This window comes from Nocardia jiangsuensis, from assembly GCF_042650385.1.
Taxonomy (GTDB): domain Bacteria; phylum Actinomycetota; class Actinomycetes; order Mycobacteriales; family Mycobacteriaceae; genus Nocardia; species Nocardia jiangsuensis.
On sequence record NZ_JBHSAX010000019.1, the window covers coordinates 40,216 to 53,823 of the forward strand.

The window sequence follows — 13,608 nt, forward strand, 5'->3', positions numbered from 1 at the left end:
GCTGGAATGTTTGCTTATATTGTTTTATGCCCGGATGTATTGCTTTGTCAAGCGATCCGCGTAAGCTGGGTCACAACCGATATCGACCGGCCGACGCGCTCCCAGGAGGACCGATGATCCGAAACAAGCAGGTGATCCCGGATGGTGATGTGCTCGTCGGCACCCCGGCCGTGCCCGGTGTCGCTCTCGGCCCGGTGATCAGGGCCGCGGCCCGGGTGCGTCCGGACATGTCCGATCGGACAGTGCCCGAGTCCGAACGGGCGGGCGAGGCCGAGGCGTTCCGTGCGGCAGCGGCCACCGTGGCCGCACGGCTGCGGGCAAGGGCGGCGAACGCGACCGGCGCCGCCTCCGAGGTACTGGCCGCGAATGCCGCGCTGGCCGCCGATCGGGGCTGGCTCGCCACCGCCGAGCAGGCCATCGGCACCGGTACCCCCGCACCCGCCGCCGCGATCGCCGCGAGCGAGCGCTTCGCGGGCATGCTGACCAAGCTCGGCGGGGTGCTGGCCGAGCGCGTCACCGACCTGCGCGATATCTGCGACCGGGTGGTCGCCGAGCTGCTCGGCGCACCCGAGCCGGGTATCCCGGTGCCGGAGCGCCCTTCGATCCTGGTCGCCGACGACCTCGCCCCCGCCGACACCGCCGGGCTCGACCCGGCGCTGGTGATCGCGATCGTCACCGCGCTCGGCGGGCCGACCAGCCACACCGCCATCATCGCCAGGCAGCTGAACATCCCGTGCGTGGTCGCCGTACCGGGTGCGGCCGGGCTCACCGCGGGCACCGAGGTGCTCGTCGACGGCGGAACCGGCGAGATCCGGGTCGCTCCCGACCCCGAGCGCGCCGCCGCCGCGCTGGCCGCGCACCGTGACACCGCGGCCCGCAGCGCCGCCTGGACCGGGCCGGGCCGCACCGCCGACGGCCGCCCGATCGAGGTGCTCGCCAACGTGCAGGACGGCGCGGGCGCCCGCGCCGCCGCCGCGACCCCGGCCGCGGGGATCGGGCTCTTCCGCACCGAGCTCTGCTTTCTCGACCGGGAAGCCGAGCCGTCCGTCGCCGAGCAGGCCGGCGTCTACCGCGAGGTGCTCGACGCCTACCCCGGCCGCAAGGTCGTGCTCCGCACCCTGGACGCCGGCTCGGACAAACCGCTCCGCTTCGCCGGGCACCCGGACGAAGCCAATCCGGCGCTCGGCGTGCGCGGGCTGCGAATCGCGCTGCGCGAGAGCGGCATCCTCGACCGCCAGCTGGACGCCATCGCCGAGGCCGCGCGCGGCCGTACCCCGGTGCCGTGGGTGATGGCGCCCATGGTGGCGACGCCGGCGGAGGCGGAGTGGTTCGCGGGCAAGGTACGCGAGCGCGGGCTGGTGCCGGGGGTGATGATCGAGGTGCCATCGGCGGCGCTGGCGGCGACCGCGATCCTGCGGCACGTCGACTTCCTGTCCATCGGCACCAACGACCTCACCCAGTACACGATGGCGGCGGATCGCATGTCGGCCGAGCTGGCCGCGCTCACCGACCCGTGGCAGCCGCCGGTGCTCGGGTTGATCGGGCGCACCGCGCTGGCCGGGCGGGTGCGGGAGAAGCCGGTCGGGGTGTGCGGCGAGGCCGCGGCCGACCCGCTGCTCGCCTGCGTGCTGGTCGGGCTCGGAGTCACCTCGCTCTCCGCCGCCGCGGGTGCGGTCGCCGCCGTCGGCGCCGCGCTGGCCGGGGTCACCGCCAAGGACTGCGAACGCGCGGCCGCCGCGGCGAGCACCGCGGAGGATCCGCAGGGAGCCCGTACGGCCGCCCGTGCCGCTCTCGGCTACTGAGCGAGGGGCGGGCCGTACGCGGTGCACCGTCATAGCCTGCGCTGCGCGGGGCCACTCGGGCGGCCGGTCCGCATGCGGTGTGCACCGAGCCCGGTGGGCCGCATCTCCGGAATGCGAAACGGGCGGGCACCGAAGTGCCGGCCCGCTCCACGAACTCACCCCTCGTACTCGGCCCCGGTCGCCGGCGGCGGCTCGGCCGCCAGCGCCAGCACCTCGTCGTCGGTGAGCAGCCGGGACCGGATCAGGAAGCGCACGCCCTCCGGCGCCTCCAGCGAGAATCCGCTGCCCCGGCCGGGCACCACGTCCACGGTGAGATGCGTGTGCTTCCAGTACTCGAACTGGTCCGCGCTCATCCAGAACGGGGTGTCGCCGGCGACCCGGCCGAGCAGCACATCGGCCGAGCCCACCCGGAACTCGTTGCGCGGGTAACACATCGGAGCGCTGCCGTCGCAGCAGCCGCCCGACTGGTGGAACATCACCGGCCCGTGCTGCGCCTCCAGCGCGCGCAGCAGCTCGGTCGCCGGATCGGTGAGTTCCACCCGCGGCACAGCCATCAGAAGAAGCCCTGCTTGTTGGGGGAGTAGCTGACCAGCAGGTTCTTGGTCTGCTGGTAGTGCTCGAGCATCATGCGGTGGTTCTCCCGCCCGATGCCCGACTTCTTGTAGCCGCCGAACGCCGCGTGCGCCGGGTAGGCGTGGTAGCAGTTGGTCCACACCCGCCCCGCCTTGATCTCCCGGCCCAGCCGGTAGGCGGTGTTCATGTCCCGCGACCAGACGCCGGCGCCGAGCCCGTACAGGGTGTCGTTGGCGATCTTGAGCGCCTCGTCCACCGAGTCGAAGGTCGTCACCGAGACCACGGGGCCGAAGATCTCCTCCTGGAAGATCCGCATGTCGTTGCGGCCCTTGAAGATGGTCGGCTCCACGTAGTACCCGTCGGGAAGGCCGTCGACCGTGCGGGTGCCGCCGCCGGTGAGCACCTCGGCGCCCTCCTGTCGCCCGATGTCGATGTAGGAGAGGATCTTCTCGTACTGGTCGTTGCTGGCCTGCGCGCCGATCATGGTGGCGTCGTCGAGCGGGTTGCCGCTCACGATGGCCTCGGTGCGCGCCACCGCGCGCTCCATGAACTCGTCGTAGATCGAGGAGTGCACCAGCGCGCGCGAGGGGCAGGTGCAGACCTCGCCCTGGTTCAGGGCGAACATGACGAAGCCCTCGATCGCCTTGTCGAAGAACTCGTCGTCCGCGGCGGCCACGTCCGGCAGGAAGATGTTCGGGCTCTTGCCGCCCAGTTCCAGGGTGACCGGGATGATGTTCTCGCTGGCGTACTGCATGATCAGCCTGCCGGTGGTGGTCTCGCCGGTGAAGGCGATCTTGGCCACCCGCGGGCTGGAGGCGAGCGGCTTGCCCGCCTCGACGCCGAAGCCGTTGACCACGTTCAGCACACCGGGCGGGAGCAGGTCGGCGATCAGCTCGACCACCTTGAGAATGGAGGCCGGGGTCTGCTCGGCGGGCTTGAGCACCACGGCATTGCCCGCGGCGAGCGCGGGGGCCAGCTTCCAGGTGGCCATCAGGATCGGGAAATTCCACGGGATGATCTGGCCGACCACGCCGAGCGGCTCGTGGAAGTGGTAGGCGATGGTGTCGCCGTCGATCTCCGAGATGCCGCCCTCCTGGGCCCGCAGCGCCCCGGCGAAATAGCGGAAGTGGTCGACGGCGAGCGGCAGGTCGGCGGCCAGGGTCTCGCGGACCGGCTTGCCGTTCTCCCAGGTCTCCGCGACGGCGAGCGCGGTGAGGTTCTCCTCGATCCGGTCGGCGATGCGGTTCAGGATATTGGCGCGCTCGGTGGTCGAGGTGCGGCCCCAGCCGTCGGCGGCCTGGTGCGCGGCGTCCAGCGCGCGGTCGACGTCGGGGGCGGTGGAGCGGGCGACCTCGGTGAAGGTGGCGCCGTCCACCGGGGAGGGGTTCTCGAAGTAGCGGCCCTCCGCCGGGGCCACCCAGTCACCGCCGATGAAGTTGTCGTATCGGCGGGCGTACTCGACGACGCTGCCCTCGGCTCCCGGCTTCGCGTAGATCATGGCGAACGACTCCTCGCTGTTGGCGACAGTGAACCCACGGCGCACGGCCGTGACGCGTGTCACTATGCGCCGCCGAGGTTGGCGAAACGTTGACGCCCGGAACCGAAGGTGCCGCCGTGTGGCGCCCCGGCGCGCCGTACCCGGTCGTACCGGCGTGGTGCAGTCGCGCACGGCAGCGACGGCGCGGTTCAGTCGCGAAGGGCGGAATGCAGTCGAGCGGCGGCGATGGCGCGCCGGGTGTCGCCGGGTGCGAGCAGGTGGAGCGCGTGCTCGTGCACGGCGATGTCGTCCGGGGCGAACTCGCCGTAGCGCAGCGCGTGGCCGGGGTCCGGGCTGGAGAGCACGGCGGTGCGGATCGCCACCTCGAGGTGATCGCGCCAGGTGACGATCCCCGGGGTGTCCGAACCCGGCAGCAGCGGCCCGCGGTACAGCTCGACGGCGGCGCCGGTGTCACCGGCCTCCAGCGCGGCGAGCAGCTCGACGGCATCGCAGGCGGGCGGGTGCGCCAGCCGGTAGACCCGGCTGCTGATCTCCCCGTCGGTGGCCCGGCGCAGGTACGACATCTCCGATTTCAGCGTGCTGGTCCCGACCGGCCGGTCGCCGTAGACGGCGAAGTGCAGCCGCTCGTGCGTGAACCCCTCCGGCTCCAGCGCCAGCAGCGTGAGGATCTCCAGGTGCCGGGGCCGCAGCCGCACCGGCCGGCCCGCGCGCACCAGCTCCGCGCCGCCGAGGCAGCGCAGCCGCGCGCCGGGCGCGGCCGGCCTGACCCGCGCCTCGATCGCGCTGGCCAGCGCCATGGCGGTGGACATGGCGAGCGGGTGCGCCCGGTCCCAGGCGGTGGAGAGGTCGAGCACGCCCAGCTGCCTGCCGTCGGTGCCGTGGATCGGCGCGCAGTAGCAGACCCAGCCGTGCAGCGCGGCGACCAGATGCTCGGCGGAGAAGACGGTGTGCGGCCGCTCGGTGCGCAGCGCCAGCGAGAGCGCGTTGGTGCCCATGTGCGGCTCGTCCCAGCGGCCGCCGGGGGCGAAGTTCACCTGTTCGGCGCGGCGGCGCATGACCGGCCCGCCGTAGGACCAGAGGATGGTGCCGCTCTCGTCGGTGACGGCGGCGACGAAACCGGAGCCGTCGGCCACCGCGCGCAGCTGATCGGCCAGCTCCAGCACGGGGGTGCGCAGCGGCGACTCGGCCCAGCGGGTCCTGACGTCGACGGCATCGCCCGGTGCGTGGTCCCTGGCCGGGTCGACGGTGCGCAGCGATCGCGCCCAGGACTGCGCGACGGCGGAGTCGAGCGCATCGGGCCGCGCGAGTTCGGCGGGTGCCCGGATGGCATCCGGGCCGGGCACGCCGGGCACCCGGCGGGTCCATTCCGCTTCGAGGGCAGCTCGTCGCTGCGAGAGGCTACGCCGTTGGGCCATCCCGCGATCCTGGGGTCGTTGGTTCGATGGTGCGCGGAACTCCATTCTGCCCCGGCGCGGCACCGTGCGGGGCGGAACCCGGCGCGAGCGGGGGCGGGCCGGGAAACGGCCCGCCGACCGCGCGGCGGGTCAGTCCTCCGGGTCGCTGTTCGCGGCGCGGTAGGCCTGCTGCACCTCGGCCGGGATCCGGCCACGGGCGGAGACCTCGAACCCGTTGTTGCGGGCCCATTCCCGGATCGCCGCGGTCTGCTCGCGGTTGTCGGCGGACTTGGCACGCGGGGCTGGGGTCTTGGGCTGGCGCCGTCTGCCGCTCACCCGGCGGGCATGTTTGGCCCACGCCTCCAGCTCGTCGCGCAGCTTCTTCGCGTTGGCGCTGGACAGGTCGATTTCGTAACCGACTCCGTCGAGCGCGAACTCGATCGTTTCGTCCGCGACCGACTCGCCGTCGAGATCGTCGATGGTCTGGACGATGACCTTCTTGGCCATATTGTTGTGCTGCCCCTTTCCGGACGCCGGATTCGACAGCACGACATTACATCCCATTCCGCGCCCCGCGGTGCCGCATACGCCTTTGCGGGTGGTTCCGGCAAAGGCGCTCCGGACTTTCGGCAATCGATAGCGAATTCGCACCGGAGCGGAACGCCGAATTGGCGCCGGTGGCGGCGTCGGGGAATTAGCGAGGGTCGGTGACCCAATTCACAGTGATGTTGCGGTATGGATCGCGTGTGGCGATCGGTTCCGGGTAATAGCCGAGCAGGCGCAGGTGGCGCCCCCGGGTCCGGGTATCGGGCCACGGGACGAGTGCTGTGCGGTGGAGAGGGGCGCGGGCCATGTCGATGTTCCCGGTGTTGCTGATGATCCTCGGTCTTCCCCTGCTCGCGGTGGTCGCCTCGTATCTGACGGTCGGCGCCACCTTCTGGCTGGAGGCACGCCGCGCCGCCGTCCGGTTGCCCGAGCGGCCCGTCGGCGGCTGAGGCGCTATTCCGGGGCGGCTACCCTCGGGGCGCGGCCGAATGGCCCTTGCGCCCTCGGGTGCGGCGCGCTTCCTTCATCTCCGCCTCGAATAGGTGGCGCTTGCCGTCGAACAGCTTGTCGCGGACGTCCCGTTCGATCTGCAGGAACTCCGCGTAGTACCCGTCGTCGAACTCCTCGACGATCTGGAAGGTCCAGCGGCCGGGCAGCACGTTCCGGCCGATCAGCTCGCGCTCGATGCGCTCGGCGATCTCCGGGTGGCCTGCCTCCCTGAACTTCGACACCGCCTCGTCGAGCCGCAGGTCGGCGCCGCCGATCAGCTGGTGCAGCTCGTAGAGGTGGCCCCTGGCGCGCTCGATGGTCTCCAGTGCCTCGGAGAGCTTGCCGCCCGCGGCGACCGTCGCGTCGTCCACCCCCGGCGGCCGGCGATGCTCCGGGGACGGGCGGTCGGTGATCGCGGCGCTTTCAGTGGCCGTCTCGGTCATGTGGCGTCCCTTTCTCGATCGTCCCCTGAGGCTGTGTGCCCGCTATACCCGCTGGCCCGGCCGTAAATCCGGTTGAGTGCGGTGCGGACGGGTAGCCGATCCGGGTGGAGCGGATCAGTGGCGGAAAGGTCTCCTGGCGGCCCGAGATCGCGGGGGAGTGCGCGGTGCTGCGGCCGCGCGGCGTGCTCGACACCGACACGTATCGGCGCTTCGGTGCCGACCTGGTGCGGTTCGCGATGGACGAGCCGCGGGCGCTGATCGTCGCACTGGACGAACTCGCGCTCGCCGACGACGGTGCGCTCACCGCCTTCAGCGCCGCCCGGATCCGGGTCGGCGACTGGCCGGGGGTGCCGATCCTGCTCGCCGCGGCGGACGAGCCGCTGCGCCGGCGGGTGGCGGCCGTGGTGCGCCGGGTGCCGGTGCTGGAGTCGGTGCCTGCCGCGCTCGCGCAGGCGCCGGTGCCGCCGTACCGGCAGCGGGCTCGGCTGGACATGGCTGCCGCCGCGGCCAGTGCCCGGGCCGCGCGCGAGTTCGTGGCGCGGATGTGTGTGCGCTGGCGCATCGCGGAACTCTTCAACGACGCGCAGCTGCTGGTGACCGAGCTGGTGGAGAACGCGATGCGGCACGCGATCGGCGACGTCCGGGTCCGGCTCGACCTGCGGGCCCGCGGGGTCACCGTCGCGGTGGCCGATGCCGATCCGCAGCCCGCCGTGCTGCGCGAGCCCGCCGCGGGCGAGGTGCAGGCGTACGGCCTGCACGTGGTCGCCGATCTGGCCGCGGCCTGGGGCTGCGCGCCGTGCTGGCCGACGGGGAAGGTGGTCTGGGCGACGCTGCCGGTGTGATCACCCGGCGAGTGCGCCGCCGCCGATCGACAGGTAGGCCATGAAGAGGACGAGGGCGAACCAGCCCGCGCCCTGCCAGATCGGCCAGCTACCGCCCCGCCGCCACACCAGGAACGTCCGGACGAAGGCGCCGATCGCGCCGAGCAGCAGGGTCACCGCGGGCGCGAGCAGCGTGACGCCCTGCGCCGCGGTGTCGCAGAGCATGCGCTCGCCGGAGCACTCGGCGCGGCCGCTCGCCCAGAGCACGCAGACTCCGAAGACCGCGGCGGTGATCACGAGCACCGCCGCGAGGTAGCGGGTCGCGCCGCGCACGGCGCCCGGGTCGTTCCAGCGCTTCTCGACATCGTTCACCACGTGCCCGGTGATTGCCGGAGTGGCTCGTCACAAACATTGCGCACAACCGGGTGGCCGAGATCGGCGTCGCCGGCCGAAATTCGCAGACCGCGCGGTATACCCGGCCGACCCGGCACGCCCGGGTCGGCCCGGTGCGTACAGTGCAGTCATGCCCGAGGCACCGTTGCCCGATCTTGCCCGAGAATCCGAATTCCGCCCGCACCGGAGCGCCCCCGCCGGGGCCGCGCTACCCGGCGCCGACCCGCTCTCGCTCACCGCTCAGCTCTGCTTCGCGCTCTACTCCACCTCCCGGTCGATGACCGCGGCCTACCGTCCCTTCCTGGACGAGATGCGGGTGACCTACCCGCAGTACCTGGCGCTGCTCGCGCTCTGGGAGCGGCCGGGCATGACCATGCGCGAACTCGGCGAGAAGCTGCACCTCGACTACGGCACCGTCTCCCCGCTGATCCAGCGGCTGCAGGCGCACGGCCTGGTGGAGAGCGTGCGCAGCGCGCACGACCGCCGCGCCGTCGAGCTGCGCGCCACCGAGGCAGGGCGCGCGCTGCAGCGCCAGGCCAGGCGCATGGTGGAATCCGTGCTGGCCGAGGTGGATTACCCGCTGGACCGGGTGATCGCGCTGCGCGACGAGGTGAAGGCGCTCGGTAAGCGCCTGGACGCCATCACCGCCGATCGCCAGCACGCCGCCGAGCTCTCCGCGCTCGCCCCCGAGCGGCTACGCCCGCCCGCGGTGGCCGGCGCACGCGGCTGACCACGCGTCATGTCACTGCGGGAGAAACGCGATCTGCGCCACGGTTTCCGTTCGGCGCGGCGTGTGAATCCGACGTGATGTGACTCGTGTCGCCGTGGACGGGAGGTCGGTCCGATGACAGCGCAACAAGTTCGGCGCGCGCTGTCCGAGACCGAGCCGCCGGCCGACCCGGTGCTCCCCTCGAAGGACGAGCTGCTGGCCGCGCTGCGCGGCCACTACCTCGCCGGGCCGCTCTGCCGGGAGGCGCACGCCATCGCCGAGCTGCACCGGGCCCGCCGTCGGCTGCCCGCCCGCGCCGCCGAATTCGACCGGGATCGCGCCGATCTGGTGCGCCGCATCGACGGCTGGGTGCGGCGCAACCTGCCGGCGCCGCGGGCGGGGGCGCGGTGCCACCCGGACCCGCTCGGCGCCGTGATCGACCGGATGGCGGCGGCCTCCGAGCGTGCCTTCGACCTGCTCATGACGATCGACCCCGGTAGCGACGAGATGCACGCGGCGTGGACCGCGCTGGCCGAGCAGGAGATCGGCTACGGGGAGCTGGCCGCGGCGCTGGAGAGCGGCTGGCTCGCACTGCCGCGCTGAATCGTGGTCAGGACCCGCGGGCTCGCTGAACCGCGTCCGAGGCGCGCGGTCCCGGCAGAGCTGGGTTCAGGGCGCGCAGTTTCCGGCGCCGACGGGGGTACCCGACCGCCAGCGCTCGCCGAGCTGCTCGAGGACGTCCGGGAGCCCGGAGGCGTAGCCGAGTTCGCCGCGCTCCTCGTCGACTCCGAAGACCACGCCGAGCACCCGGCCCTCCGCATCCACCAGCGGCCCGCCGGAGTTGCCGCTGCGGATCTCGCCGGCCACCGCGTAGAACTTCCGCTCGATGCCCGCGGTGCGGTAGATGTCGCGCACCGGGCGCTGCACCCGGCTGCGCACCCGCGCCGCGCTCGCGGTGTACGGGCCGCCCTGCGGATAGCCGAGCACGACGGCGTCGTCGCCCGGCTCGGCGGGCAGCGGCGCGATCGGCACCGGGACCGCGGTGAGCCCGGGCACCGCGAGCACCGCGATATCGATGGCGGGCTCGAACTGCACCACCCGGGCGTCGAGCGGGCCATCGGGGGTGTCCACCGAGATGTTCGTGGCGCCCGCGACTACGTGCGCGTTGGTCAGCACCCGCTCGGCCGCGATCACGAAACCGGATCCGGTCTGCCGCAAACCGCAATCCGCTGCGATGTCCCGGATCCGGAGCACGCTCGGCTGCAGTGCGGTGGTGAGCGGGAGCCCGGCGACGGCGGGGTCGGGCTGTTCGCGGGAGCGCCCGGTCTCCTCGCGGGGCCAGGCGGAGGCGGCGGGCAGCCCGGCGTCGCGCAGCGGCTCGGCGACGCGCTCCGGCAGGTCGGCGGCCCAGCCGGGGGCCAGGTCGTCCACGGTGCGGAGCACCACCGAGCCCTGCACCGCCTGCGCCTGCGCGGAGCCGGCCAAGGCGCCCGCCACCAGCCAGACCAGCACCGGCACCGCGGCGGCGTGCGTGACCGCGCCGCCGACCGCGTCGGCCCTCCTGGTTCCGCTGCCGCGCACGGCGTCCCGCGCCGAGCGGCCGATCCGGTGGCCGATCAGCTCGCCGGTGACCAGGAAGATCGCGACCACCGCGATCACCACGGTGAGCCGGGGCCAGCCCGGCTGCACCCGGTGCAGCACCCCGCCCGCGAGCAGCGCGCCGAGCACGGCGCCGAGGACGACCCCGGCGAAGCCGAGCAGCCCAACGATCGCGCCGCGCCGCCAGCCCGCCAGTGCGGCGAGCACGGCGGCGACGAGCACGACGAGATCGAGCCAGATCGCCACCGTCACGCCGCGTCTCCCGTCCACCGGCCCGAGCCGACCCAGCGCCGGGCCGACCGCGCCCGGCAACCGCGGGCCGCTCGGGAGTCGGCCACGGTCACGCCGACAAACTAGCGACCGATCAGCGGGGCAGCAACCGCGCCGCGCGGCGCGCGTACGCCCTGACGTCGGCATCGCTGTCGTGCACCGCGCGGGCCAGCGCGTCCTGCGCGTCGTCCCGCTCGGCACGAGCGCTCACCGACAGTACCGCCGCCTTGCGCACATCCAGGTGCGGATCGCCCAGCGCGGTGCTCAGGGCCGGGATCGCGGCGCCCGGATCGGCCCCCGCCAGCCCCTTCGCCGCGCCGACCCGGACCTGCCACGCGGTGTCGGAGAGTGCCGCGATGAGCAGGGCCACGTCGTCCCCCGGCGCGGGCGCCCGCCTGCGCGGTGCCCGCGGCGCGACGCCGTTGGTTCGTGCGGCGCCGCCCTCGGCCTGCGGAGTCACGGCGTTCCCGCCTGCCGGCGCGCTCGCGGTCGTGGCGGGTGCACCCGCGCTCACGCCGCCGGTGTGCGGCGCCGGTGTGGACGGTCCGGAGCCGACGGCGTCGAACGGGCCCTCGGCGCCGAGGGGGCCGAAGGCGGCGAGGGCGGCGGCGCGGACCAGGGGGTCCGGGTCGGCGGCGAGGGCCCGGATGACCTGGCGCGCGCCGGCCGCGACGGCGACCGGGCCGATCTCGGCCAACCCGTGCGCGACCACCACGCGCACCTCGCGGTTGGGGTCACCCGCGAGCGCGGCGACGCCGGCGGCCTCGTCCAGCGAGACCAGCCCGCGCACCGCCTCCAGCCGCACCCGGTGATCGGGGTCGCGCGCCGCGCCCGCGAACCAGCCGGCGGATCCGCCGCGCAGCGCGCGCACCAGATCCACCACGGTGGCGCGCACCCCGGCGTCCGGGGAGCCGATCCGCTCCGGCAGCCCGGCGTGCTCGGGCAGCACCTCGACCAGCTCGCGCAGACTGTCCGCCGCGGCCCGGCGTACGGTGACCGCCGGGTCGTCCAACGCCGGGATCAGCGCACCGGCGAAGCCGTCCGGCGTGTGCTCGGTGAGCACCGAGAGCGCGGCGACCCGCACCACCGGGTCGGAATCGCGCAGGTACGGCTCCAGCTCCGCGACATCCGGCGCGTCCAGTGCCAGCAGCGTGACGATCCGCGGCGACGGCGCCTCCTCGCGCAGTACCGGCTCGATCCGCTCCGGCGTCGGCTGCGCGCCACCGCGGACCGCGACCGGCTCCGTGGCCCGCACCGGCACCTCGGCCGGCACCGCGCCCGGCACGTCGTCGAACTCCGGCACCTGGACCAGGTACGGCGCCACCGCCCGCTTGACGAACTCCATCTCGCCGGAGCCGTTCTTGCGCAGGTTCAGGTGGTAGCGCCAGTCGACGTCGTCGCGCTCGGGCAGGTCGGCCCGGTCGTGGTAGAGCCCCCAGCGCGATTCGGTGCGGGTCAGCGAGCTGCGCGCCGCCATCTCCGCGCAGTCCCGGATGAACGACACCTCCGCGGCGCGCATGAGCTCGTGCGCGGTGCGCGCCCCGATCCCCTCGACCTCGGCGCGCATCCGCTCGAAGGTCTCCACCGCGAGCGAGAGCTTGGCGGCCGTCTTCGGCGGCGCCACGTAGTCGTTGACGAAGCGGCGCAGCTTGTACTCGACCTGCGGCTGTGGCGGCCCCTCCGGGTTGCGCAGCGGCCGGTAGATCAGCTCGTGCGCCGCCGCCAGCTGGTCGGCGGGCAGCTCGGCGGGCGCGTCCAGCTCGGCCAGCGTGGACGCCGCGTGCTCGCCGGCCAGATCGCCGTAGACGAAGGCGCCGATCATGTAGTTGTGCGGTACGCAGGCCAGGTCACCGGCGGCGTACAGCCCGGGGACGGTGGTGCGGGCGCGGTCGTCCACCCAGACGCCGGAGGCCGAATGCCCGCCGCACAGCCCGATCTCGGAGATGTGCATCTCGATGTCGTGCGTGCGGTAGTCGTGGCCGCGATTGGCGTGGAAGGTGCCGCGGGTGGGCCGCTCGGTGGTGTGCAGGATGCCCTCCAGGGTGGAGAGCGTCTCCTCGGGCAGATGCGACACCTTCAGGTAGATGGGGCCGCGCGCGGACTCGATCTCCCGCTTGACCTCGGCCATCATCGCGCCGGACCAGTAGTCGGAGTCGACGAAGCGCTCGCCGTGCGCGTTCACCTGGTACCCGCCGAACGGGTTGGCGACGTAGGCGCAGGCCGGGCCGTTGTAATCCTTGATCAGCGGGTTGATCTGGAAGCACTCGATCCCGGACAGCTCCGCGCCCGCGTGGTAGGCCATGGAGTAGCCGTCGCCGGCATTGGTCGGGTTCTCGTAGGTGCCGTACAGGTAGCCGGAGGCGGGCAGCCCGAGCCGGCCGCACGGGCCGGTCGCCAGGATCACCGCCTTCGCGGCGACCGTGACGAACTCGCCGGTGCGCGTGTTCAGGGCGGCGGCGCCGACCGCGCGGCCGCCCGCGGTGAGTACCCGGACCGGCATGAGCCGGTTCTCGATCCGGATCCGCTCGCGCATGCTGCGCTGGCGCAGCACCCGGTACAGCGCCTTCTTGACGTCCTTGCCCTCCGGCATCGGCAGCACGTAGGAGCCGGAGCGGTGCACGCGGCGCACCGCGTACTCGCCGTAGGCGTCCTTCTCGAACTTCACCCCGTACCGCTCCAGCCGCTGCACCATGGCGAAGCCGCGGGTCGCCGTCTGGTAGACGGTGCGCTGGTCGACGATGCCGTCGTTGGCCCGGGTGATCTCGGCGACGTAGTCCTCCGGCTCGGCCTTGCCCGGCACGACGGCGTTGTTCACGCCGTCCATGCCCATGGCGAGCGCGCCGGAGTGCCGCACGTGCGCCTTCTCCAGCAGCAGCACGTTCGCGCCGCGCTCGGCGGCGGTGAGCGCGGCCATGGTTCCCGCGGTGCCGCCGCCGATGACGAGGACGTCGCAGTCCAGGCGGATCGCGTCCGCGAGGTCGGGGATCGCCGGGGTCGGCGCGGGGGCGGTCATGAGCGGCCTCCAACGGTCGGGGGGTGCGGAAGGGCCGTGCACCGGAGCCGGGCCCGGC

The 13,608-nt window shown here is 73.5% G+C and carries 13 protein-coding genes; 5 read left to right on the forward strand and 8 right to left on the reverse strand.

What is annotated here, in order from left to right; genetic code table 11:
* The first annotated feature begins 113 nt into the window (after nucleotides 1-113).
* Nucleotides 114-1,802, forward strand: a complete 1,689-nt coding sequence (locus ACFO0B_RS23050) for a putative PEP-binding protein (RefSeq protein ID WP_378614646.1) — start codon at nucleotides 114-116, stop codon at nucleotides 1,800-1,802.
* A 155-nt stretch (nucleotides 1,803-1,957) separates the two neighbouring features.
* Here the strand turns inward: ACFO0B_RS23050 and ACFO0B_RS23055 are convergent, their stop codons facing one another.
* From ACFO0B_RS23055 to ACFO0B_RS23070, 4 genes are all read right to left on the reverse strand, one after another.
* Nucleotides 1,958-2,356, reverse strand: a complete 399-nt coding sequence (locus ACFO0B_RS23055; RefSeq protein WP_378614647.1) for a DUF779 domain-containing protein — start codon at nucleotides 2,354-2,356, stop codon at nucleotides 1,958-1,960.
* On the reverse strand, nucleotides 2,356-3,873 hold the full coding sequence (gene adh / locus ACFO0B_RS23060; RefSeq protein ID WP_378614648.1) for an aldehyde dehydrogenase: 1,518 nt from the start codon (nucleotides 3,871-3,873) through the stop codon (nucleotides 2,356-2,358). Before adh ends, ACFO0B_RS23055 begins: the two co-directional genes overlap by 1 nt.
* 188 nt (nucleotides 3,874-4,061) lie before the next feature.
* Nucleotides 4,062-5,288, reverse strand: coding sequence for a transcriptional regulator (locus ACFO0B_RS23065; RefSeq protein ID WP_378614649.1), 1,227 nt, complete (start codon nucleotides 5,286-5,288; stop codon nucleotides 4,062-4,064).
* Nucleotides 5,289-5,417: 129 nt separating this feature from the next.
* Nucleotides 5,418-5,774 (reverse strand): histone-like nucleoid-structuring protein Lsr2, encoded by a 357-nt coding sequence (locus tag ACFO0B_RS23070; protein ID WP_378615271.1) that lies wholly within the window; start codon nucleotides 5,772-5,774, stop codon nucleotides 5,418-5,420.
* A gap of 344 nt (nucleotides 5,775-6,118) precedes the next feature.
* Between ACFO0B_RS23070 and ACFO0B_RS23075 the strand changes: the two genes are divergently transcribed.
* Complete coding sequence (locus tag ACFO0B_RS23075) at nucleotides 6,119-6,262, forward strand: hypothetical protein (protein ID WP_378614650.1); 144 nt, start codon at nucleotides 6,119-6,121, stop codon at nucleotides 6,260-6,262.
* 18 nt (nucleotides 6,263-6,280) lie between these two features.
* On the opposite strand, the gene ACFO0B_RS23080 is transcribed toward ACFO0B_RS23075, so the two are convergent.
* Nucleotides 6,281-6,745 (reverse strand): hypothetical protein, encoded by a 465-nt coding sequence (locus ACFO0B_RS23080; protein WP_378614651.1) that lies wholly within the window; start codon nucleotides 6,743-6,745, stop codon nucleotides 6,281-6,283.
* A 104-nt stretch (nucleotides 6,746-6,849) separates the two neighbouring features.
* Here ACFO0B_RS23080 and ACFO0B_RS23085 point away from each other — a divergent pair, with 104 nt between their 5' ends.
* Nucleotides 6,850-7,587, forward strand: a complete 738-nt coding sequence (locus tag ACFO0B_RS23085) for an ATP-binding protein (RefSeq protein ID WP_378614652.1) — start codon at nucleotides 6,850-6,852, stop codon at nucleotides 7,585-7,587.
* Here the strand turns inward: ACFO0B_RS23085 and ACFO0B_RS23090 are convergent, their stop codons facing one another.
* Entirely contained in the window at nucleotides 7,588-7,941 is a 354-nt protein-coding gene (locus ACFO0B_RS23090; protein ID WP_378614653.1) for a hypothetical protein, read from the reverse strand.
* A gap of 295 nt (nucleotides 7,942-8,236) precedes the next feature.
* Here ACFO0B_RS23090 and ACFO0B_RS23095 point away from each other — a divergent pair, with 295 nt between their 5' ends.
* Both ACFO0B_RS23095 and ACFO0B_RS23100 read left to right on the forward strand, forming a co-directional pair.
* Nucleotides 8,237-8,689, forward strand: coding sequence for a MarR family winged helix-turn-helix transcriptional regulator (locus tag ACFO0B_RS23095; RefSeq protein ID WP_378615273.1), 453 nt, complete (start codon nucleotides 8,237-8,239; stop codon nucleotides 8,687-8,689).
* Between the two features lie 114 nt (nucleotides 8,690-8,803).
* Complete coding sequence (locus ACFO0B_RS23100; protein ID WP_378614654.1) at nucleotides 8,804-9,271, forward strand: DUF4254 domain-containing protein; 468 nt, start codon at nucleotides 8,804-8,806, stop codon at nucleotides 9,269-9,271.
* Nucleotides 9,272-9,337: 66 nt separating this feature from the next.
* Here the strand turns inward: ACFO0B_RS23100 and ACFO0B_RS23105 are convergent, their stop codons facing one another.
* Both ACFO0B_RS23105 and ACFO0B_RS23110 read right to left on the reverse strand, forming a co-directional pair.
* Nucleotides 9,338-10,519 carry a MarP family serine protease gene (locus tag ACFO0B_RS23105; protein WP_378614655.1) on the reverse strand — a complete coding sequence of 394 codons (1,182 nt, stop codon included), beginning with the start codon at nucleotides 10,517-10,519 and terminating at the stop codon, nucleotides 9,338-9,340.
* A 112-nt stretch (nucleotides 10,520-10,631) separates the two neighbouring features.
* On the reverse strand, nucleotides 10,632-13,550 hold the full coding sequence (locus tag ACFO0B_RS23110; RefSeq protein WP_378614656.1) for a fumarate reductase/succinate dehydrogenase flavoprotein subunit: 2,919 nt from the start codon (nucleotides 13,548-13,550) through the stop codon (nucleotides 10,632-10,634).
* Between the last annotated feature and the right edge of the window lie 58 nt (nucleotides 13,551-13,608).